Below are 22,081 nucleotides of genomic sequence, written 5' to 3' on the forward strand. Positions count from 1 at the left end.
ATGACAGGAAAGATAATCAAGGGAATTGCCGGCTTTTACTATGTCCATGACGGACAGGGGAGAGTCTATGAATGCAAGGCAAAGGGTGTGTTCCGAAACAGGAAGATCAAGCCGCTAGTCGGAGATAATGTGGAGTTTGAGATTCTCGATGACAGGGAGGCAACGGGAAATATTGTCTCAGTCCTGGAACGGAAAAATTCCCTGATCCGCCCCGCAGTCTCCAATGTGGATCAGGCGCTTGTGGTCTTTGCGATCACGGAGCCTATGCCAAACCTCAATCTGCTGGACCGCTTTCTTGTGATGATGGAGCGCCAGCAGATACCGGCTGTTATCTGCTTTAATAAAATTGATCTCTCCTCGGAGGAGGAGATGGAGAAACTGCGGGCTATTTATGGCCCGGCCGGGTATGAGATCCACTTTATCAGCACCTACGAAGAGGCCGGGCTGAAGGAGATCCATGAGCTGATCCGCCACAAGACAACGGTTCTGGCAGGGCCGTCGGGGGTGGGAAAATCCTCCCTGACGAATTTCATTCAGCCTGATGCCTGCATGGAGACAGGCGTGGTCAGCGAAAAGATCAAGAGGGGAAAACACACTACCCGTCACTGCGAGCTGTTTTTCGTGGAGGAAAACACGTACATGATGGACACGCCGGGGTTCAGCTCCATGTATATTGAGGACATAAAGCCGGAGGAGCTGAAGGAATATTTCCCGGAATTTGCCGCAGAGGAGGATGGCTGCCGTTTTCTGGGCTGCGTCCACGTGGGAGAGCGGGTGTGCGGAGTGAAGGAGGCAGTGAAGGCCGGACGGATCAGCCGCAGCCGCTATGACAATTACCTGCTTTTGTATAAGGAGCTGAAGGATAAAAGGAGATATTAGACTATGATACGATTAGCACCGTCAATTTTGGGAGCGGATTTTTCACATCTGGGGGAGCAGATTCAGACTGTAGATGAGGCCGGAGCCCAGTATATTCATCTGGATGTGATGGATGGGGCCTTTGTGCCCAGCATTTCCTTCGGAATGCCTGTGATCCAGAGACTTCGCCCGCTGACAGAGAGAGTGTTCGACGTCCACATGATGGTGGAGGAGCCGGGCCGCTATGTGGAGGATATGAAAAAGGCGGGGGCCGATCTGATCTGTGTGCACCAGGAGGCCTGCTGTCACCTGGATCGGACAGTGAACCAGATTAAGGAGCTGGGCCTGAAGGCCGCTGTGGCTCTGAACCCGGCTACCCCTGTGTCCACCCTCTCCTGCATTCTGGGAGAGATCGACATGGCGCTTATTATGTCGGTAAACCCGGGATTCGGAGGTCAGAAATTCATCCCCTATACTCTGGAAAAGGTGAGAGAGCTCCGCAGAATGAGCGATGAGAGGGGACTTGACCTGGATATTCAGGTGGACGGCGGCGTGGGCCTTGACAATGTGCGCCAGGTGATTGAGGCGGGCGCCAATGTGATTGTGGCAGGCTCCGCAGTTTTTAAGGGAGATGCGGCTGCAAACACCAGGGCATTTCTGGAAATTTTCAGGGAGTACGACTGATCCGAAAGATTTGGTAAGCTGTGCCCAAGCGGCTGCAAAAAGAGCAGGAGAATGAAAGACAGAGGAAGAGTGAAAGACATCGAACGAGTGAAGGACAGCGGGAAGAGAGAAGGAATACGCGTGGCAGATTCAGAGAATACTAAGAAGAAAAGCCTGGCAGCGCCGGAGTCTGGGATGCAGGACTTTCCGGAAAGGGAAAGCGGGGCTCAGGCAAAAGACAGCGCCTTGGATGAAACATGTCTCATCCTCACCGGAGGCAGCATGGATCTGGCGTTTGCCAGACAGTTTATCGCTGCACGCAGATACGGCTGTGTGATCGCGGTGGACGCAGGCCTCGAGAGAGCCTCGGCTCTGGGCATTACGCCGGATGAGATTGTAGGGGATCTGGACACCGTGGATCGCCGTCTGTTTGAGAGCTACCGGCAGCAGCCGGAGGTGGAGCTTGAGATTCACCGGCCGGAAAAGGACGAAACGGATACGGAGCTGGCTCTCTGGATGGCAAAGCGGAAGGGATTTACCAGGATAGACATTCTGGGCGCCCTGGGCGGGAGGATGGATCACGCCCTGGGAAATATTCAGCTTCTTTTCCAGACCTTTGTGGATGGAATCAGAGCGGAAATCTACGACGAAAGGAACAGAATCTATCTGGCAGGCCCCGGCTGCACACCGTTTTTCAGGGACAGGATTTACGGCAAATATATTTCCTTTCTCCCTCTGACTGAGTCGGTGGAGGGAATCACCCTTAAGGGCTTTAAGTATCCTCTCTCCGACCGGGATATCCGGATCGGCACAAGCCTGTGCATCAGCAATGAGCTGGCAGAAGAGGAGGGAACTCTCTTCTTCCGGAAGGGGATCCTGATCTGTGTGGAGAGCCATGATTAAAAAGCTTCTGACCATCATGAGGGAGCGTTCCGGCTGACCGAATTTCTGCAAAAACTGACCTCTTATAAAAACTGAAAACTGCATGTTTGAATAGGTACAGACCTGTGATAAGATACAGATTATCAGTGAAAGGAATGCCGGAGCCCGGCAGCTGTTCCGGAAACGGGAACAGCCGGGGAGCCGGCTGACAGGAGGGACAGAAATTATGAACAGAAAAAATGACACAGCCTACAAAATTGCGATGACGGGGCTCATGGCAGCCCTCTCCTATGTGGTGTTCACCTTTGGCCAGATTCGTCTGACGCTTCCGGGAGGCGACGCCACATCCATCCATCTGGGAAATGCGGTCTGCGTGCTGGGAGCGCTTCTCATCGGCGGATTCTACGGAGGGCTGGGAGGAGCTATCGGCATGACCATTGGAGATCTCTTTGACCCGGTCTACGTGGTGTATGCGCCGAAGACCTTTATCCTGAAGCTCTGCATCGGCCTCATCACAGGCTTTGTGGCGCACCGGATAGGAAAAATAACTGCCAGCACCGATCGCAGGCATATATTGAAATACGTTATTCTGGCATCAGCGGCAGGCCTGATTTTTAATGTGATTGCGGATCCGCTGTTTGGCTATTACTATAAGCTGCTGATTATCGGAAAGCCGGCCGCAGAGCTGGCTCTCGTCTGGAATGTGGCCTCCACATCCATCAATGCGGTTGTTTCCGCTGTGGCTTCTGTTTTCATCTATATGGCTGCCCGCCCGGTGCTCAGAACCTCAGGCCTTCTCTTAAGGCTTTCATAAGGAGTACGAGATGAACGAGACAGGACAGAAAAAAATTGCAATGATTAATTCTATGGCAGGATATGGCCGCTGTTCCCTTACAGCGGCTATTCCTGTGATCAGCGCTCTGGGAATCCAGTGCTGCCCGGTGGTCACTTCCATTTTGTCCAATCACACCGGATATCAGAGCTGTTATTTTGATGATTATACAGAGCGGATGGTGCCGTATATGGATGAGTGGAAGAAGCAGGGCTTTGCCTTCGACAGCATTGCCACAGGATTTTTGGGCTCTGTCAGGCAGGTGCAGATTGTGGCAGATTTTATCAGCCACTTTAAACAGGAGGGAACGAAGCTTCTTGTGGATCCGGTGCTGGGGGACAATGGGAGCCTTTATTGCACCTGTACGCCGGAACTCTGTGAGGAGATGCGGGAACTTATCCAGTATGCAGATGTGATTACGCCGAATCTGACGGAAGCCTGCATTCTCACAGAAACTCCCTGGAGGGAGAAGGGGTGGAGCAGACGGGAGCTCTCCGACCTGGCTTACAAACTCCTGTTTATGGGGCCCGGAGCCGTGGTGCTGACCGGCGTTGAGAAGGGGCATTCCATTCTGAACGTGGTTCTCGAGAAAGGCCGGGAGCCGGTATTCTTAAGCTCCAAGTATGTGGAGAGCCGCAGGCATGGAACCGGGGATGTGTTCTCCGCCGTGACAGCTGCCCTGATGGTCAGAGGTTTCCCTCTTACGGAATGTGTGAAGAAGGCCGCCTCCTTTACACGAAAGTGTGTGGAGCGGTCAGAGGAGCTTCAGATTCCCGAGAAAGAGGGCCTGTGTATTGAGGAGTGTCTGCCGTCCCTACTGCGCATGGCAGGGCAGCGGACGAAAGGGTAGCTGCCCGGCGGGAGGCTGAACCGCTGTCAAAAAGCAGGGAAAAGGGGAAAATAGTCTTTTCATAAAAAGAAAACTGTAGTATAATCGAGGACAGTTCTATGAAAACAGAGGCGGCTTCTCAGAACCGCCGCAGGAGGAAAATATGTTAGATTTAAGATTTGTCAGAGAAAATCCTGAGATTGTAAAGCAGAACATCAGGAATAAATTTCAGGACAGCAAGCTGCCGTTAGTGGACGAGGTGATTGCCCTGGATGCGGAAAACCGCGCTGCCAAGAAGGAGGCAGACGATCTGCGCGCAGGAAAGAACAAGATTGCAAAACAGATCGGAGCCATGATGGCTCAGGGAAAGAAAGAGGAGGCCGAGGAGCTCAAAAAGAAGGTGGGCGAGGACGCGGCACGTCTGGCTGAGCTTGAGGAGAAGGAGAAGGAGCTCTCCGAGAGAATCACAAAGATCATGATGACGATCCCGAACATTATCGATCCGTCTGTTCCGATCGGAAAGGATGACAGCGAGAATGTGGAGGTTCAGAAGTACGGCGAGCCGGTTGTGCCGGATTTTGAGATTCCATACCATACAGAGATTATGGAGCGCTTTAACGGAATCGATCTGGACAGCGCCAGAAAGGTTGCCGGAAACGGCTTTTACTACCTGATGGGGGATATTGCAAGACTCCACTCTGCCGTGATCTCCTACGCAAGGGATTTCATGATCGACAGAGGCTTCACCTACTGCGTTCCGCCTTTCATGATCCGCAGCAATGTGGTGACAGGCGTTATGAGCTTTGCAGAGATGGATGCCATGATGTATAAGATCGAGGGAGAGGATCTCTACCTGATCGGAACCAGCGAGCACTCCATGATCGGAAAGTTTATCGACACGGTTCTGAAGGAGGAAGAGCTTCCAAAGACGCTGACAAGCTATTCCCCATGCTTCAGAAAGGAGAAGGGCGCTCACGGAATCGAGGAGAGAGGCGTATACAGAATCCATCAGTTTGAAAAGCAGGAGATGATCGTTGTCTGCAAGCCGGAGGACAGCAAGATGTGGTTTGACAGGCTGTGGCAGAATACTGTCGATCTGTTCCGCTCTCTGGATATTCCAGTGCGGACACTGGAGTGCTGCTCCGGCGATCTGGCTGATCTGAAGGTGAAATCCGTGGATGTGGAGGCATGGTCCCCAAGACAGAAGAAATACTTTGAGGTGGGAAGCTGCTCCAACCTGGGAGACGCTCAGGCGCGCAGGTTAAAGATCCGTGTAAACGGAGAGAACGGCAAATACTTTGCCCACACTCTGAATAATACGGTAGTGGCTCCGCCGCGTATGCTGATTGCATTCCTGGAGAACAATCTGCAGGCTGACGGTTCTGTGAGAATCCCGGAGGTTTTAAGACCGTACATGGGCGGAAAGACAGAGCTGAGATAAGACATTACAATTCGATACAAACATTAGGAGGACTGTCCGGAGTGAAGCTTCGGCAGTCCTTTTCGGCGTAAAACTGGCTGAATCCAGGCTGAACTTTGCCTGAATCAGATATTTCAAAAAATAAGGCCCCCAAAAAAATAACTAAACTTAAACAAGGGAAATTCAGAAAATGAGGAAAATATATGAAAGCGTGTCTTGAATTTTTCAAAAAAGAAACGGTTCTCTGCTGCGCGGCTGTCCTGGCCCTGGCATCCATGGCCTTCGTACCGCCGGACGCGGTGTACCTGTCCTACCCGGACTACAGGACTCTGGCTCTCCTGTTCTGTCTGATGGCGGTGGTGGGAGGCTTCCAGTCCATCGGAGTCTTCACCCTCCTTGGCCAGAAGCTCCTGGCCGGGGCAGGGAACGTGAGGAGGCTTTCCTCTGTGCTGGTGTTTCTGTGCTTCTTTTCCAGCATGATCATCACAAACGATGTGGCGCTTATCACCTTCGTACCCTTCACCATTCTGGTGTTCCGGATGACGGGAAAGGAGAAAAACCTGTTAAAGATCACGGTACTGGAAACCATCGCGGCCAATCTGGGAAGCATGGCCACGCCGGTGGGAAACCCGCAGAATCTGTACCTGTACTCCATCTCCGGCATCTCCATGAGCGAGTTTCTGGGGGCGGTGCTCCCCTACACGGTTCTGGCGGCAGCCCTGCTCTGCGCCGTTCTCTTTTTTGAAAAGAAGGAGAGAATCCGGGTGGAGGTGAGCATGGGGGCCCTGAATCTTCCGGTAAAGATCTTCTTTCGCCGGCTGGGGCTGTATCTGGGACTTCTGATTCTCTGCTTCCTTGTAGTCTTTCGGGTGCTTCCCTACCTGCCGGTTCTTGGTGTCGTGGCCGCGGCCGTGTACCTGTGCGACCGGAAAATTTTGAAGGAGATCGACTATATGCTCCTTCTGACCTTTCTCTGCTTCTTCGTATTCATCGGAAACGTAAAGCGCATTGACCAGGTGAGCTCCCTTCTGATGTCCATGATCCAGGGCAGGGAGCTCCTCACAGGCATTCTGGCCAGCCAGATTATCAGCAACGTGCCTGCGGCTATTTTGCTCTCCGGGTTTACGGAGCAGATTGTGCCTCTGCTCACTGCAGTGAATCTGGGAGGGCTCGGGACGCTGATTGCTTCCCTGGCAAGTCTGATTACATACAAGTTTTATACGAGAGAATTTGCGCAGCAGAAGGGAGAGTTTCTGAAGGTATTTACCAAGTGGAATGTGATATTTCTGGCGGCGCTTACGGCGGCAGCTTTTCTGATAGGGCTTATGGCTGGGTAAGCTGTCCTGCCTGCCGGCATTTTCGGATATTAATCTATTTATATCTCAATGCTGCCTTCTCATCTCAATGCTGCCCTCTCAGCGGCCCGCCGCAATGGGGGCAGAATGAGCAGCCGCCGGAGTGTCCTAAAAAGCAGCCGCAATGGGGACAGCGGTTGAAAACGGCGATAAAAACAATGGCAGCCAGTAATTCAAAGATGGCAGCGATAACCAGCCAAAGCAGTTTCAGCCAGCAGCCCAAAAGAATCAGTATAATTCCCAGCGCCCAGGAAATCCAGGAGATGATACACACATATTTTAACGGAATTTTTCTCATAATTTTCTCCTTCAAATTTCAGTATTTCACTTTTGTATGAGACTGCCAGCCTGACGACGGATAGGAAGTCATTTACTAGGCAAGACGTTCGGAGGGGAAGCCTCTTTCTGCGTTCAATATGATTGCGTTTCTGTTTTTCTTTTTCTTTCATCATACCACATTCTGTAAAAAAATCATGCCCCTCTGTACCGATTTTTTGCGGGCCCCGGGGCTCCCCTCCTGCAGGGACTGCTGACTGCTTGACCGTTTCCGTCCCTCTGTGCTAAAATTCCATATACAGCCGCGGCGCAAAGAAAAGGAACGGCATGAGAAAGATACAGCATAAGGAAGAAACAGCATAAGAAAGAAACGACAGCCGCAGGAAGGGCGCCGCTTACATTTGGGAGGAAGCAGATGGAACGAGATCTGACGAAGGGAAATATTGTGTTTACGCTGGCAGGCTTCAGTCTTCCGCTGATTTTGAGCGGAGTGCTGCAGCAGCTCTACAACTGGGCGGATGCCTTCATTGTGGGAAATATTGAGGGGGAGCTGGCGCTGGCCGCAGTGGGAGCCACGGGAACCATCACAAATCTGTTTGTTATGGTGATCACCGGACTGACGCTGGGACTTTCCATTCTGGCGGCCCAGAAGTACGGGAGAGGGGAGCGGGAGTCCCTGAGGAGGATTCTCTCCACCTTCTCCATTGTCCTGGGGGTTCTCTTTCTTCTGACTGCCGCCGCAGGGCTTTGGCTCTCAGACGGGATTCTCCGGCTGCTCCACACGCCGGAGGATATTTTCGATATTTCAGAGGGGTATCTTCGGATTATTCTCACGGGAATTCCTTTTATCACCATCTACAACGTGTATTCTGCCGTCCTGAGAGGCCTTGGCGACAGCCGGGCACCGTTTTTGTCTGTGCTGGTGTCAGCGGCGGCCAATGTGATCTTAGATCTGGCCTTTGTGGGAGGACTCAGGATGGGAGCGCCGGGAGCTGCCGCTGCCACGGTTATCTCACAGGCTCTGATGACTGTGTTCATTGTGTGCTATGCCGGCAGGAAATATGAGATTCTGCGCTTTTCCAGGGAAGAGAAGCTGGTGGATAAAAAGATTCTTGTGCAGGGATTCCAGCTGGGACTGCCGCCGGCAATCCAGTCCAGTGTCAACTCCTGCGGAAACCTGCTGCTGCAGAATTTTATGAACAGCTTCGGCACCCAGACGGTGGCTGCCATCACAACTGCCTACCGGGTAGATTCCATCCTTCTGCTTCCCATCATCAATCTCGGCTCCGGTATTTCCACTGTGACAGCCCAGAATATGGGGGCCGGAAACAGAGCCCGCGCAAAGAAGGTGCTTTTTGCAGGCTCCGTCATGATGCTCTGCGTGTCCATCTGCCTGACTTTTCTGATCCTTTCTGCGGGAGGGCCTCTGATTGCCCTGTTCGGTGTGACAGAGGAGTCCACGGCCATCGGGGCGTCCTTTTTCAGGAGTATTGCAGGCTTCTACACTGTCTACGGCTTTGCCATGGCTTTCCGGGGATTTCTGGAAGGCTGCGGGGATGTACTGTATTCAAGTATTGCAGGCATAGCAGCCCTGGCTTCGAGAATTCTCATCTCTTACCTGTGCGTTTCCGTCTGGGGAAATATGGTGATTGCCTATGCAGAGGGAATTTCCTGGATTCTGCTTCTCGCCCTCTATTTGGTTCGTTTCCTGTGGAAGCAGAGGAAGCCCTGTGGCAGAAGGGAAGAAACAGAGCCATAAACAGCAAAAGAGCAGACGAGGTTTCGGGAAGGAACTTCGTCTGCTCTGTTTTTTGCCTGACAGGAAAGCACCTGCTTTACAGCCGCGCCCGGCTTTCCCATTGATTAAAGCTCTGTGAAATGGTTGCTCGGCTCGGCGATCAGGGAATAGTTGGTGTGGTAGATGACAAAGCCTGGGGCGGCTCCGGCCACCTTTTTGATATTTTTTTTCTGAATGTAGTCGATCTCCACTTTCTCATTTTCCCGTCCCTTGGAGTAGAAGGCTGCCAGAGCCCCGGCCTCCTCAAATACCCGGTCAGGGAGCTCTCTGCCCTCGCTCTTTACGATGACATGGGAACCGGGGATCCCCTTTGCGTGGAACCACCAGTCGTTTCCCGTGGCGAACTTAAAGGTCAGCTCTTCATTCTGGTAATTGTTCTTTCCCACATAGATGTGGAAGCCGTCGGAGGAGAGGTAGTGGAAGGGACGGCTTGTGATTTTCTGCTTTTTCATGTTGGGGCCGTGTTTTTTAATGAAGCCGTATTCGGTCAGCTCCATCTTGATCTGCGTCAGATCCTCCTCCTTCAGAGCGATGTCCAGGGAGGCGCTGATGGATTCCAGATGGTCGATCTCCCGCTTCGTCTCCTGTATGAGCTCCGTCAGGGCCTCAAAGGTGCGCTTCTGCTTATTGTACTTCTCAAAATATTTTCTGGCGTTCTCCTGAGCCGTTTTCGTCTCATCCAGAGGGATCCTTATGGTCTCATTTGTGTAGTAGTTGAGACAGGACAGCTCCTTTTCCCCGCCGGACAGCTCATAGCCGTAGGTGTTTAAGAGTTCCCCGTAAATGCGGAATTTATCCCGCTTTTCCGTATCCTTCAGCTGCTTTTGCTGAAGATCGTACTTTTTGTAGTTTCGCTCCAGGGCGGTCTGGACGATGCGCCTGAGATCAGAGGATTTCTGGCGGATTCTGGTGATGGTGCTCCTGGAAGCGTAGTAGGTTTCAAGCACCTGGCTCATGGAAGGATACTCTCTGAGGGAAAATCCCGGCGCCAGAGCTGTAAAGGGCAGGGCAGAGAATTCGGAAGGCTCGTCTCCCTTAAAGAGAATGCAGGGGGAGAACTGTCCCTCCCTCACCGAATCCATGGCAAGCGCAATGGTATGGCTCAGATGGATCTGCTCTGCCTCAGACAGGTCAGCGGCGGGGACGGAGGAGTCAATGCTTGCCAGATGACAGAATTCCTCTGCCATTACAGGGCTGATTCCTGTCAGGCGGCAGTAAACGGCCTTTCCCACAGGACCGGCAAACTCTGAGAGGGCGGCCCGGATCTCCTCCTCGTCCACGGCCAGGGGATTGAGCTTGTCGGTGGTCTGGGGAATAAAATATTCTCTGCCCGGCAGAACCTCCCGCACGGAGCTTACCTGGGCAGAGATATGCTTAATGCTGTCGATAATGACCCCGTCCATGGTGCAGAAAATGATGTTGCTGTGTTTTCCCATCAGCTCTACCATGAGCCTCTTGCGGCAGAGATCTCCCATCTCGTCCAGATGTTCAATTTCAAATTCAATGACCCTCTCAAGTCCCGGCTGGGTCACAGAGACAATACGCCCGTTTCCGATGTGCTTTCTCAAAAGCATGCAGAAATTCGGGGCTGTGAGAGGGCTGTTCTTATTCCCGTCCGTCAGGTATGCCAGAGGAAGGCTTGCGTTGACAGACAGAAGCAGTCTGTAGTTTTCTCTGTTATTTTTTATGGTAAATAAAAGTTCGTCCTTTTCCGGCTGGGCAATCTTGGCGATCTTTCCGCCGGCAATGGTGCGGTTAAACTCATGCACCAAAGATGCGATGACAATTCCGTCAAATGCCATAAAAGAGTCTCCTTTCCGTTTCGTTTATAGCTGTTTTACTGTGCCGGATCACTTTTTAGAGCCTGGAAGCTGTCCTCCCCGGGATCCGAAAGGCGAAGGAGGAAGACGGCGAGGGCCAGCAGATCCGCACACCCTCCGGGGCTGATGTTCCTGGAGATAAAATCACGGTTCAGCTGTGCCAGTCTGCAAAGCCCGTCCTCTGCAAACACACCGCCGCCGGACAGGAGGGCGGCAGCCTCCTCACGAACGTAGGCGGCGGCCTCAGGGCCTCCCCGGTGAAGCACGTTGGTGTCTTCTGCCCGGGCCATCAGGTGAAGAAGGGTCTGGAGTCTTACAAGATTCCACTTCCCGTCCAGTCCGCTGTCAGAAAGAGAGCCGCGGTCCGGCTGTGAGACTCTGTCCGAAAGGGAGAGGGAAGGCTTTGGAAAGGGACGCAGAAGCTCTGCATATGCGGCCGCACCTGTAAGAGCGGGGCAGGCAATCTGACTGAGAGAAGGAAAGCCGTCAGCTGCCTCTCCCCGGATACCCCGGCAGCCGTATTTCAGATAGAGCCGTTCCCCGTGGGAGAGACAAAGGCGGTCTTCCCCTCTGCTTTCTGCCCTCTTATTCAGCGCCTCAAAGTCTCTTTCTGTCTCCTCTCTGCAGAGCTCTCCTGCCAGGGAGAGAAGGTCCGGGACAGAAAGGTCCCACTCTCCTGAAGCAGATGGAGGAAGCTGCCCGGAAATCCTCTCTGAGAGCTGCCTGCCGTACTGATATCCGGCTGCAGCCGCCAGAAGTCCCATGGAGAAGATCATTCCCTTGTGGGTATTGACTCCGCCTGTAGCCCGGAACATGGCTTTCTCTGCCTGCAGCCCTGTTCTGCGGATGCGCCCAAACAGGAGGGAGGGATCCTCACAGTGCAGTCCCTCAGAAGCCATTTCCCGGATATAGGGGACGACGGCCTCTGTGCTGTCAAGAAAGGTCTGAAAACACATGTCCCTGTGGGAGCCGTTGTCACGGAGATCCACAAGACCTGGCTTGGGAGTGGCTGAAACCTCGTCAATGAGGGCCATCCTGGCAGACTGGAGAATGCAGTTCAGAAAGCTGTCCTCGAGAATGAGCCGTCTGACGCAGGCCGTCAGCTCTTCTAGCGAGTGGCGGCGGCTTCTGGCGCAGGCCTGGGCCGGCTCTGAGCAGAGGAGGCAGCGGCGCCCGGGAAGTCCGATGTCCTCCCTGGAAACCTTGCTTCGGTCTGTCCGGATGATGTCGATGTCATAAAGCCTTCCGGCCGGCTCTGCCTCCTCCACGGCCGAGGTAATGCGCTTTAGCTCCTCCGGTGTCCCGTCTGCGCAGAAGATCAGCTCAAGTCCTGTGTGTTCCTCTATGCTCTCCTGTGACAGGATGGAGATCCCGGCGTCAGAGAGGGCCTGCTTCACAGCCTGCACACCTCGCTCAAAAAAGCTGGGAACCCCGCGAAACACCTTTACAGGCCCCGGTATGTTCAGGGTAAAGCTCACTACCGGGAGGCCGTACAGGCCGATGAGCCTTTCCTGGACGGCGGCTCTCCGCTCTCTGGCATTCATCATATCCTCGACGGTAACTTCATAAAAGCGGAGTGTTTTCTCCGCGCTTGTATGGTCTGTTTTCATAAAATCTCCTGAAAGTGAAAGATGCGGGAAATACCCGCCCGTTAAGATCAATCTCCCCTATTATAATGAAACTTTCAGAGAAGTACAACCTTTTTCCGGCTGCTTTTGTGCGGGCGCGGATAGGATTTTCCCTATGTGCTTCATAGGCCTTTATGTATTTGCCCTTAGGGAAGGCCGGTGATACCATAGCAGTATCAGATACAGCGAAAACTGTACAGATTGGCTCTGCAAAGGAGGAAATGCCATGAAAATTGAGAGAGCAGCAGTTGCCGGAACCCTGGAGTCCAGCGACGCGCAGATTACAGTAGAACCGGGAACGGAAGGAATTGAGCTGACCATTGAGAGCAGCGTGATTCATCAGTTTGGAAAGCAGATCAGGGCGGTGGTTCTGGAAACCCTGGAACGGCTGGAGGTGACAAACGCCCGCGTGACGGTAGTAGATAAGGGGGCCTTAGACTGTACCCTCAAGGCCAGGGTAGAGTGCGCCGTATACCGGGCAAACGGTATTTCGGAAAATCTTCCATGGGGAGGTGTGATCCGGTAATGAGTCATCCGAATAAAAAACGCCTGAGGCGTTCCATGATGTTTTTAAACTGCCAGAAGCCGGGACTTATCAAGGATCCGTACATTTACGGCCCTGATTCCATTATGCTGGATCTGGAGGACGCAGTGGCGGAAAACCAGAAGGACGCGGCCAGGTATTCCCTGTTTCACGCCCTGAAGGAGATCGACTACCGCGGTGTGGAGCGGGTCGTCCGCATTAATGGACTGGACACTCCCCACTGGAAGGAAGATATCCGCGTCTGCGTGGCCGGAGGGGCTGACACGATCCGGATTGCCAAGACAGAGCGGGCAGAGGACGTCCGGGCAGTGGAGGAGCATGTGCTGGCGGCAGAGAGAGAATTTGGACGGCCGGAGGGCAGCACCCTTCTGATGGCCGCTCTGGAATCCTGCAGGGGTGTGCTGAATGCCCTGGAGATCTGCGAGGCTTCCGACCGCCTGATCGGAATTGCCCTGTCCGGCGGCGATTACACAAAGGATCTGCAGACAGTGATCACCGGCACGGGCGTGGAACTTATGGGGGCCAGACAGCACATGATCATGGCCGCCCGGGCTGCAGGCGTCCAGTGCTTTGACACCGTATTCACGAACCTGGACGATATGGAAGGGTTTGCAAGGGAGACGGAGATGATTAAGCGCATGGGCTTTGACGGGAAATCGCTGGTCAATCCGCGGCAGATAGCAGTCGTTCACCAGATTTTTACTCCGACCCAGAAAGAGATCATCTTTGCCGAAAAGGTAGTCAGGGAGATTGACGAGAAGAAGGCAAAGGGAATCGGCGTGTTTACCGTTGACGGAAAAATGATAGACATTGCCTTCTATGACGGGGCAAGGAGGACTCTGGCCCTGGCAAAGGCGTCAGGCGTTTATGAGGGGGATTTGTAAGATGATCAATAAAGCAGGCAGAGAGATACCGGAAGAAATCTTAAAGGCTACTGGAAAGAAGCCCTTTGAAGGCGCATATGCCTACGACAATTATGAGTACAAAAAAGCGGCTCCAACAGTGCGGGCCCTGTCTGACCCGAAGCGGTCGAAGATGGTGGACTCCATCCGTGAGGCCCTGGAAAAATGCGGGCTTCGTGACAATATGACACTTTCCTTCCACCATCATTTCCGTGAAGGCGACTATGTGCTGAACATGGTCATGGAAGAGGTCCACCGGATGGGAGTAAAGGGCATCACCATCTGCGCCAGCTCCATGGGAAAGGCCAATGATGCGATCGTGCCCTACATCGAGGACGGGACGGTGACGGGCATTCAGTCCTCCGGCGTGCGGGGAAAAATCGGACAGGCCATATCTTCGGGAAAGCTCAGAGATCTGGCGATTATGCGCTCCCACGGCGGCCGTGTGCGGGCCATTGAGTCCGGCGAGGTGCACATTGACATTGCCTTCATCGGCGCGCCCACCTGCGATGAGTACGGAAACTGCAGGCCAAACGGGGGAAAGAGCGACTGCGGCGTGCTTTCCTATGCCATGGTGGACGCCCAGTATGCGGACAAGGTTGTGGCAGTTACAGACTGTCTGGTGCCCTTCCCAAACATTCCGGCCAGCATTTCCATGACAAATGTGGACTATGTCTGCGTGGTGGATGCCATTGGAAATCCGGCTAAGATCGCCACGGGAGCGGCCAAGCCCACCACAGATGTGAGAAAGCTGATGATGGCCGACTACTGCACCCAGTTTGTCATCCACACGCCCTATTTCAGGGACGGCTTTTCCTATCAGACGGGAGTGGGGGGAGCGTCCATCGCCTCCACGATTTCTCTGGGAAAAATCATGGAGGAGAGAGGGATCACCATGGGCCTGGGCTTGGGAGGAATTACAACCCCCATGTGTGAGCTTCTGGAAAAGGGGCTCATAAAGACGCTGGTGGACACCCAGGACTTTGATCTGGGAGCCATCGAGTCCATCAAGAAAAACCCGAACCATGTGGAGATCTCCGCGTCTGAGTATGCCAATCCCTTTAACAAGGGGGCCTATGTCAACAAGCTGGATTTTGTGATCCTGGCTGCCCTTGAGGTGGATGTGAATTTCAACTGCAATGTGGTGACCGGCTCCGACGGAGTCATCACAGGGGCCCAGGGAGGACATCCCGATACGGCAGCAGGGGCCAAGTGCACCATTGTCATCACTCCTCTTTTACAGGGCAGAATACCGGCTGTCTGCACGGATGTGACGACGGTTACGACTCCCGGGGAAACGGTGGATGTGGTAATCACTGATTACGGAATTGCCATTAACCCAAGGCGCCAGGATCTCATCGACTGCATGAGGGAGAGCAGGGTAAAGCTGCCGTTCTGCACCATCGAGGAGCTGCGGGACAGAGCCTACGCCATCACCGGAAAGCCGGAGCCGGTTCAGTTTGACCACCGTGTGGTGGGAATTATCGAGAGCCGTGACGGCACTATTATGGATGTGGTGAGAAAGGTTAAAGAATTTGAATTTTAAACAGAATTTGAATTATAAATAAATATAAATAAAGAAGATAAGAAGGTACGTCCAGGGCCAGAGCCTGAGGACAGAAGCCTGAAAGAGGGCATTCCCCGGAAAGGGCGGAGTTTATCTCCCAATTTTCGAGGGAGTGCTTTTCTGCTTTCCGGCTTTTTCCAGTCCGTCTCTTTTTCCAGTCCGTCTCTTTTGCCAGTTCGTTTCTTTTACCAGTCCGTCTTTTTTTCCAGTTCGTTTCTTTTTCAGTCCGTCTGAAAAAATTTCTGCAGTTTTTCCGGAAACATTTCCGGAAAAGTTTCCCGGAACGCTCCTGGCCGGGACGTTCAGACTGCAGAAACAGTGCCGGGCTTTGAGTCCTGGACTTCCTGCTCCCTCTTTACGCAGGAGAGAAGGATCCCGATGAAATCACGCATATATTTCGTCAGGTACAGTTCTTTTTTGTGGCAGATATAGCAGTGCCGCTCCGTCGCGGAGTTTAAAACGGGATAGATGCTTGCCTGGCATCCGGACTCTCTGATGTCGTCGAGATAGCTTCTGGGACAGAGCATCACGGCGCCGCAGGCCAGGCACACCTTCTTTTCCACCTCAATGCTGCCGGTTTCCAGCAGGATCTTCGGATGGATGCCGCTTGCGATAAACAGACTGTCCTGAATGGTCCGCACGTTGTGGCCCGGCTTATTGGAGATAAAACGCTCGTGTCCGGCCTCGGTGATGGAGATGGGGGTTCCGCTTGGAATCCGCTTTGCCAGATCAGTTGTCCCTGCGGCCAGAAGCACCAGCTCCTCGCTCTCCAGCAGGTGGTAGGAAAGCTCCTCACGGCGGGCCACAGTTGTCATACAGGCCAGATCCACGCTTCCGTTCAGAACCAGATCCTCCATGCGGCTGGAGCCCTGTTCCAGAATTTCGATGTCCACATGGGGGTATTTCTCAAAAAAAGGAGGGAGAGCCAGGGGCAGAAGCTGCATCCCCCTCTGGACCGGAATGCCGAACCGGATTTTTCCGTGCTCCTCCGTCCTTATTTCCTCGATTTCCCTTTCCAGATTCTGCTGGATGGCGAGGATCTGCTTGGCGGCCTCCACGTATTTTTCCCCGGCCGGAGTGAGAGAGATAGGATCTGTGGAGCGGTTAAAGACCGGGGCTCCCAGGTTTGTCTCGGCCAGCTTCACCACCTGGCTCAGGGAGGGCTGGGAGATAAAAAGCTTCTTCGCCGCTGCGGTGATGCTGCCCTCCTGCAATATGGTCATAATGTACTGTGCGTGCTTCAGATTCACGAAAGCCTCCTTTGAATGTCTGACGGTTTCCTTATCTTTGCTGTTTCAGCATTGTATTTATCATACTATCTTACGGGCAAAATTACAATGGGATGCCGGCTGATGACAGCGCCCTCCTGATTTATTGTTGACTAGATTTTTTATATGGATTATAATACCATTATCTATGGACAAAGGAAGGTACAGCCATGTTAAGAAGTATGACGGGTTTCGGACGCTGCGAGATCACTACGGAAGAGTACAGAATTTCCGTAGAAATGAAGGCGGTGAACCACCGTTATCTGGATCTGGGCATCAAGATGCCCAAGAAGTTCAACTATTTTGAGGCCTCAATCCGAAGCCTGCTCAAGCAGTACATTCAGAGGGGGAAGGTAGATTTATTTATTACCTATGAGGACTACACAGAAGAGAAGATGGCTCTCAAGTACAACCGTTCCCTGGCATCCGAATACATGGAGTACTTTGCAAAAATGGCAGAGCAGTTTCACATCGAAAATGACATAACGGTTTCCGATCTGGCCAGATACCCGGATGTGCTGGTGATGGAGCAGGTCCCTGAGGATGAGGAACATATGTGGGCGATTCTTAAGGAAGCGGTCGAGGAGGCAGCATCACGGTTTGTGGAGACGAGGGTCACAGAAGGGGAAAATCTGAAGGCAGATCTTCTGGGAAAACTTGACTATATGGACAGACTTGTGGCGGAGATAGAAGAGAGATCTCCGAAGATTGTAGCTGAATACCGCGCGAAGCTGGAGGATAAGGTGAAGGAGCTTCTTCAGGGCTCAGCTATCGATGAGGCGAGAATTGCCACGGAGGTGACGATCTTTGCAGACAAGATCTGTACGGATGAGGAGACGGTGCGCTTAAAAAGCCACATTGAGGCGACAAGGGCAGAGCTTCTTTCCGGAGGCAGTGTGGGCCGGAAGCTGGATTTCATCGCCCAGGAGATGAACCGGGAGGCAAACACCATACTCTCCAAGGCCAACGATCTGGAGGTTTCCGACAGGGCCATTGCCCTTAAGACAGAGATCGAAAAGGTCAGGGAGCAGATTCAGAACATTGAATAGAGAAGCCCCAAAAAGGCTTTAACCATAAAGAACAGACAGGAGAGTTGCTATGGACAATCAGGGATCATTAGTGGTAGTGTCCGGCTTTTCAGGCGCGGGCAAGGGAACTGTGATGAAGGCGCTCATTTCCAGATATGATAATTATGCGCTGTCCGTTTCCGCCACTACCAGGGCTCCCAGAGAGGGAGAGACGGACGGGAAAGAGTATTTCTTCAAAACGCACCAGGCCTTTGAGGACATGATTGAGCGGGATGAGCTGATTGAGTACGCCCAGTATGTGAATAATTATTACGGGACTCCGAAGGAGTATGTATTTTCCAATATCCAGGCAGGAAAGGACGTGCTGCTGGAGATTGAGATTCAGGGTGCTCTGAAGGTGAAGAAAAAATTCCCGGAGACGATGCTTGTGTTCATCATGCCGCCGAGCGCAGAGGAGTTAAAGAGACGGCTGATCGGACGGGGTACAGAGGATATGGACACCATCAACGCCCGCTTGAAGAGAGCCGGGGAGGAAGCCGAGGATATTCCAAAGTACGACTATGTCATTGTGAATGACACAGTTGACCGCTGTGTGGAGGAACTTCACACCCTCATCCAGAGTCAGAGAGCGCGGGTGGAAAACCACAGGGAGTTTATCAGCAGAGTCCAGAAGGATGTAAAGCATCTCACATCGGATGAGGGCTGAGAAGAAGAGTCCCGGCCCTGGGCCTGACTTTCGGTTATTCAGAGAGACAGCAGTAATCTATATAAAATAAACAGTATGAAACAGTAAAAGGAGTATGATAATTATGATGTTAAAACCATCCTATACCGACCTGATGGAGGTTGTAAACAGCGGAGTGGAGGAGGGCGCTGATCCGATTATCCAGAGCCGCTATTCTATCGTGATTGCCACGGCAAAGCGTGCCAGACAGCTTATTGCCAAGGAGGATCCGTCTATTGCATCTGCCAGCAGAAAGCCTCTGTCTGTTGCCATCGATGAGCTTTACAATTCCAAGGTAAAGATTGTCAGCGAGGACGACAGCTCTGAGGATGATATTCAATTCTAAGGAAAAGAGGGCCGTCTCATGGCTTCAGGTCGTGAGATGGCGTTTTTACTATGGGAAAAGTTTCTGGAAAAGTTTCCCTAGGAACCTATCAAACAGAATCAGGAGATGAACTATGAAAATACTTTGTGTTTCCCTTGGCTGCGACAAAAACCTGGTGGACACGGAAATGATGCTGGGCCTGTTAAACAGGGACGGCTACACGTTTACAGACGACGAAAATGAGGCGGATGTTATCCTCATCAATACCTGTTGCTTTATCAACGACGCCAAGGAGGAAAGCGTGAACACGATCCTGGAGATGGCGGAGCTTAAAAAGAAGGGCAGATGCAGGGCTCTGATCGTCACAGGATGCATGGCTCAGAGATATAAGGAGGAGATCATGCAGGAGATACCGGAGGTGGATGGAATTCTGGGAACCTCCACCTACGATGAGATTTCCAATGTGCTGAAAAAAGCTCTCTCCGGAGAGGAGCACATTTCCTGCTTCCACGAGCTTACGGCTCTCCCTGATGTGAAGGCGAAGCGGCTTGTCACCACAGGAGGCCACTACGCCTTTCTGAAGATTGCGGAGGGCTGCGATAAATACTGCACCTACTGCATTATCCCGTCCCTTCGCGGACCCTACAGGAGCGTTCCCATGGAACGGCTCATTGAGCAGGCCAGGGAGCTTACAGAGCAGGGGGTGAGGGAGCTGATTCTGGTGGCCCAGGAGACGACGCTCTACGGTGTGGATCTCTACGGGAAGAAGATGCTTCCCGAGCTTTTAAGGCAGCTGGCAGCGATTGACGGGCTTTACTGGATCAGAATCCAGTACTGCTATCCGGAAGAGATTACAGAGGAGCTCATTGAGACTATCCGCACAGAGGAAAAAATCTGTCACTATCTGGACATTCCGATTCAGCACGCCAGCGACCGGATCTTAAAGAGAATGAACCGCAAAACCACGATGGAGGAGCTGAAACGAAACATTGCCCGTTTAAGAGAGGCGATCCCGGACATTGCCCTTCGGACTACCCTGATCGCAGGCTTCCCGGGAGAGACCAAAGAGGATCATGAGCTCCTCATGGACTTTGTGGACGAGATGGAGTTTGAACGGCTGGGCGTGTTTGCCTACTCGGCTGAGGAGGATACGCCGGCGGCATCCTTCCCCGATCAGGTCCCCCAGGAGATAAAGGAGGAACGGCGGGACGCTCTCATGGAGCTTCAGCAGGAGATTGCCTTTGAAAAGTCAGAGCGCATGGTAGGCCGCATTCTCGATGTGATGATAGAGGGAAAGGTGGCCGATGAAAACGCCTATGTGGGAAGAACCTACATGGATGCCCCGAATGTGGACGGACTTATCTTTGTAAATACCGACGAGCCCCTGATGTCAGGAGATTTCTGCAAGGTCAGAGTCACAGGAGCCCTTGATTATGATTTGATAGGAGAGATGTGCTATGAATCTGCCAAATAAATTAACTGTACTGCGTGTGATTATGATTCCGTTTTTTGTATTTTTCCTTCTGTGGGAAGGAGGGCAGAACCAGACCTTCCGCCTGATCTCCCTGGCTATTTTCATTGTGGCCAGCCTGACGGATCTTCTGGACGGAAAGATTGCGAGAAAATATAACCTGGTGACAAATTTTGGCAAATTTATGGATCCGCTGGCGGACAAGCTGTTAGTCTGCTCCGCCCTTATCTGCCTGATTGAGCTGGGAGAGCTCCCGGCCTGGATGGTCATTATCATTATCAGCCGCGAGTTTATCATCAGCGGCTTCCGTCTGGTGGCTTCCGACAACGGAGTGGTGATTGCGGCAAGCTACTGGGGCAAGTTTAAGACTACCTTCCAGATGATTGCGGTGGTGCTTCTGATTCTGGACATTCCGTCTCTCGCTCTGCTGACAACGCTCTGCGTGTGGATTGCCCTTGCGCTCACCATCATCTCTCTGGTGGACTACATTGTGAAGAACCATAAGGTTCTGACAGAAGGGAGCATATAAATATGGTTGTAGAGCTGGTATCTGTGGGGACAGAACTGCTGCTGGGAAATATCGTGAATACTAATGCCAGGTATCTGTCCGAGAAATGCGCTATGCTGGGACTGAACGTCTACTATCAGACAACGGTAGGGGACAACGAGGAGCGCCTCTCCGAGGTCATCAGGACTGCCCTGAACCGCTCGGATATTGTGGTTTTAAATGGCGGCCTGGGACCTACCGAAGATGATCTGACGAAGGAGACCTGCGCAAAGGTGATGGGACTTCCCCTCGTGAAGGATGCGCACACGGAGGAGAGGCTAAAGGAGTATTACCGGGGAAGGAAAAAAGAGGAGCTGCCTGACAGCAACTGGAAGCAGGCCCTGATCCCCGAGGGGGCAGTGGTGTTTGACAATGAGAACGGCACGGCTCCCGGACTGGTAGTTGAAAAGGATGGAAAGACGGCAATTCTTCTGCCTGGCCCTCCGGGAGAGCTGTATCCGATGGTGGAAAAGCAGCTCTGTCCTTATCTTCAGAATAAGAACTCAGATGTGATCCTCTCTCAGATGATTAAAATCTGCGGCTACGGGGAGAGCAAGGTGGAGGAGATGATCCTCGACTTAATTGACAAGCAGACGAATCCCACTCTTGCGACGTATGCAAAGCTCAAGGAGGTTCATCTGAGGGTGACGGCCAGGGCTGCCTCTGAGGAGGAGGCGAAAAAGCTCCTGAAGCCGGTGGTGAAGGAGATTAAAAAGAGATTCGGCGATGCAGTCTACACGACAGATGAGAATGAGACACTTCAGGATGCGGTGGTAAAGCTTCTGAAGAAGCACGAGCTTACAGTGACCACCGCTGAGTCCTGTACAGGCGGTCTTCTGGCGGGAACTCTGGTAAGTGTGCCGGGCGTTTCCGACGTGTTCAAGGAGGGCTTTGTCACCTATTCCAATAAGGCCAAGAGAAGACACCTCGACGTCAGCAAGAGCACGCTCAGAAAGTATGGGGCGGTCAGCGCCCAGACGGCCAAGGAGATGGCCAAGGGAGGCGTATTTGCCACAGATGCGGACGTGTGCGTGGCCATAACGGGGCTTGCAGGGCCTGACGGGGCGACTCCGGAAAAGCCGGTGGGCCTTGTCTATATTGCCTGCTATATGAATGACAAGGTGCAGGTGGAGGAATTCCATTTTAAGGGCAACCGTCAGAAAATCAGGGAACAGTCGGTGGTACAGGCTCTGGATCTGCTGAGAAGATCGATTCTGGCGTTTTCCTAAAACCCTTTGACTCTCATACCCGTCCATTTTGCAAGCTGCGATGAAGCCGCTTTCCTAGGAGCAAAATGAGGCTCCCTGAATGGTCCTGGACTGAGAACGGCACAAGCCTATGGGA

At 52.7% G+C, this 22,081-nt stretch carries 21 protein-coding genes; 17 read left to right on the forward strand and 4 right to left on the reverse strand.

The genetic code is table 11. The features are described 5' to 3' along the window. From rsgA to LK436_RS10215, 7 genes are all read left to right on the forward strand, one after another. The gene (gene rsgA / locus LK436_RS10185) at positions 1-879 is read left to right on the forward strand and encodes a ribosome small subunit-dependent GTPase A (protein WP_008398091.1); all 879 of its coding nucleotides are present in this window, start codon (positions 1-3) and stop codon (positions 877-879) included. Positions 880-882: 3 nt separating this feature from the next. Beyond that, a complete protein-coding gene (gene rpe, locus LK436_RS10190; protein ID WP_008398092.1) occupies positions 883-1,542 on the forward strand; it encodes a ribulose-phosphate 3-epimerase in 660 nt (219 codons plus the stop codon). Positions 1,543-1,593: 51 nt separating this feature from the next. Further along, complete coding sequence (locus LK436_RS10195) at positions 1,594-2,424, forward strand: thiamine diphosphokinase (RefSeq protein ID WP_008398093.1); 831 nt, start codon at positions 1,594-1,596, stop codon at positions 2,422-2,424. A 205-nt stretch (positions 2,425-2,629) separates the two neighbouring features. After that, positions 2,630-3,217, forward strand: a complete 588-nt coding sequence (locus LK436_RS10200; RefSeq protein ID WP_008398094.1) for an ECF transporter S component — start codon at positions 2,630-2,632, stop codon at positions 3,215-3,217. Positions 3,218-3,227: 10 nt separating this feature from the next. Continuing rightward, positions 3,228-4,085 (forward strand): pyridoxamine kinase, encoded by an 858-nt coding sequence (locus tag LK436_RS10205; protein WP_008398095.1) that lies wholly within the window; start codon positions 3,228-3,230, stop codon positions 4,083-4,085. 142 nt (positions 4,086-4,227) lie between these two features. Further along, a complete protein-coding gene (serS, locus tag LK436_RS10210; protein ID WP_008398096.1) occupies positions 4,228-5,505 on the forward strand; it encodes a serine--tRNA ligase in 1,278 nt (425 codons plus the stop codon). 182 nt (positions 5,506-5,687) lie between these two features. Then, positions 5,688-6,821: an SLC13 family permease gene (locus LK436_RS10215; protein WP_008398097.1), complete on the forward strand. Its 1,134-nt coding sequence runs from the start codon at positions 5,688-5,690 to the stop codon at positions 6,819-6,821. A 64-nt stretch (positions 6,822-6,885) separates the two neighbouring features. Here LK436_RS10215 and LK436_RS10220 read toward each other — a convergent pair whose 3' ends face one another. After that, complete coding sequence (locus tag LK436_RS10220) at positions 6,886-7,137, reverse strand: hypothetical protein (protein WP_015574233.1); 252 nt, start codon at positions 7,135-7,137, stop codon at positions 6,886-6,888. Between the two features lie 393 nt (positions 7,138-7,530). Here LK436_RS10220 and LK436_RS10225 point away from each other — a divergent pair, with 393 nt between their 5' ends. Beyond that, entirely contained in the window at positions 7,531-8,874 is a 1,344-nt protein-coding gene (locus tag LK436_RS10225) for an MATE family efflux transporter (RefSeq protein ID WP_008398100.1), read from the forward strand. A gap of 104 nt (positions 8,875-8,978) precedes the next feature. Here the strand turns inward: LK436_RS10225 and LK436_RS10230 are convergent, their stop codons facing one another. Together LK436_RS10230 and citX are read right to left on the reverse strand one after the other, a co-directional pair. Continuing rightward, positions 8,979-10,715, reverse strand: a complete 1,737-nt coding sequence (locus tag LK436_RS10230; protein WP_008398102.1) for an Rqc2 family fibronectin-binding protein — start codon at positions 10,713-10,715, stop codon at positions 8,979-8,981. 35 nt (positions 10,716-10,750) lie between these two features. After that, positions 10,751-12,343, reverse strand: a complete 1,593-nt coding sequence (gene citX, locus LK436_RS10235) for a citrate lyase holo-[acyl-carrier protein] synthase (protein WP_008398103.1) — start codon at positions 12,341-12,343, stop codon at positions 10,751-10,753. A gap of 244 nt (positions 12,344-12,587) precedes the next feature. Between citX and citD the strand changes: the two genes are divergently transcribed. From citD to citF, 3 genes are read left to right on the forward strand one after another with little or no spacing between them, the layout of a single operon-like run. Further along, positions 12,588-12,887: a citrate lyase acyl carrier protein gene (citD, locus tag LK436_RS10240; protein WP_008398105.1), complete on the forward strand. Its 300-nt coding sequence runs from the start codon at positions 12,588-12,590 to the stop codon at positions 12,885-12,887. Continuing rightward, entirely contained in the window at positions 12,887-13,789 is a 903-nt protein-coding gene (locus tag LK436_RS10245) for an aldolase/citrate lyase family protein (protein WP_008398106.1), read from the forward strand. The genes citD and LK436_RS10245 overlap by 1 nt, the downstream gene beginning before the upstream one ends. A 1-nt stretch (position 13,790) precedes the next feature. Next, complete coding sequence (gene citF, locus LK436_RS10250) at positions 13,791-15,353, forward strand: citrate lyase subunit alpha (RefSeq protein WP_015545128.1); 1,563 nt, start codon at positions 13,791-13,793, stop codon at positions 15,351-15,353. Between the two features lie 323 nt (positions 15,354-15,676). On the opposite strand, the gene LK436_RS10255 is transcribed toward citF, so the two are convergent. Beyond that, positions 15,677-16,624 carry a LysR family transcriptional regulator gene (locus LK436_RS10255; protein WP_008398108.1) on the reverse strand — a complete coding sequence of 316 codons (948 nt, stop codon included), beginning with the start codon at positions 16,622-16,624 and terminating at the stop codon, positions 15,677-15,679. 188 nt (positions 16,625-16,812) lie between these two features. Here LK436_RS10255 and LK436_RS10260 point away from each other — a divergent pair, with 188 nt between their 5' ends. The 6 genes from LK436_RS10260 to LK436_RS10285 all read left to right on the forward strand — a co-directional run bounded on the left by LK436_RS10260 (position 16,813) and on the right by LK436_RS10285 (position 21,966). Further along, positions 16,813-17,691 carry a YicC/YloC family endoribonuclease gene (locus tag LK436_RS10260; protein ID WP_044931371.1) on the forward strand — a complete coding sequence of 293 codons (879 nt, stop codon included), beginning with the start codon at positions 16,813-16,815 and terminating at the stop codon, positions 17,689-17,691. 49 nt (positions 17,692-17,740) lie between these two features. Then, complete coding sequence (gene gmk, locus LK436_RS10265) at positions 17,741-18,376, forward strand: guanylate kinase (protein ID WP_008398110.1); 636 nt, start codon at positions 17,741-17,743, stop codon at positions 18,374-18,376. 103 nt (positions 18,377-18,479) lie between these two features. Then, complete coding sequence (rpoZ, locus tag LK436_RS10270) at positions 18,480-18,740, forward strand: DNA-directed RNA polymerase subunit omega (protein WP_015574225.1); 261 nt, start codon at positions 18,480-18,482, stop codon at positions 18,738-18,740. A 112-nt stretch (positions 18,741-18,852) separates the two neighbouring features. Further along, positions 18,853-20,193 carry a 30S ribosomal protein S12 methylthiotransferase RimO gene (gene rimO, locus LK436_RS10275; RefSeq protein ID WP_008398112.1) on the forward strand — a complete coding sequence of 447 codons (1,341 nt, stop codon included), beginning with the start codon at positions 18,853-18,855 and terminating at the stop codon, positions 20,191-20,193. Next, positions 20,177-20,719: a CDP-diacylglycerol--glycerol-3-phosphate 3-phosphatidyltransferase gene (gene pgsA, locus LK436_RS10280; protein ID WP_008398113.1), complete on the forward strand. Its 543-nt coding sequence runs from the start codon at positions 20,177-20,179 to the stop codon at positions 20,717-20,719. Before rimO ends, pgsA begins: the two co-directional genes overlap by 17 nt. Positions 20,720-20,721: 2 nt before the next feature. Next, a complete protein-coding gene (locus tag LK436_RS10285; protein ID WP_008398114.1) occupies positions 20,722-21,966 on the forward strand; it encodes a competence/damage-inducible protein A in 1,245 nt (414 codons plus the stop codon). Positions 21,967-22,081: the final 115 nt, after the last annotated feature.

Origin of the sequence: Clostridium sp. M62/1, assembly GCF_020736365.1 — a bacterium.
GTDB classification, from domain to species: Bacteria; Bacillota; Clostridia; order Lachnospirales; family Lachnospiraceae; genus Otoolea; species Otoolea saccharolyticum_A.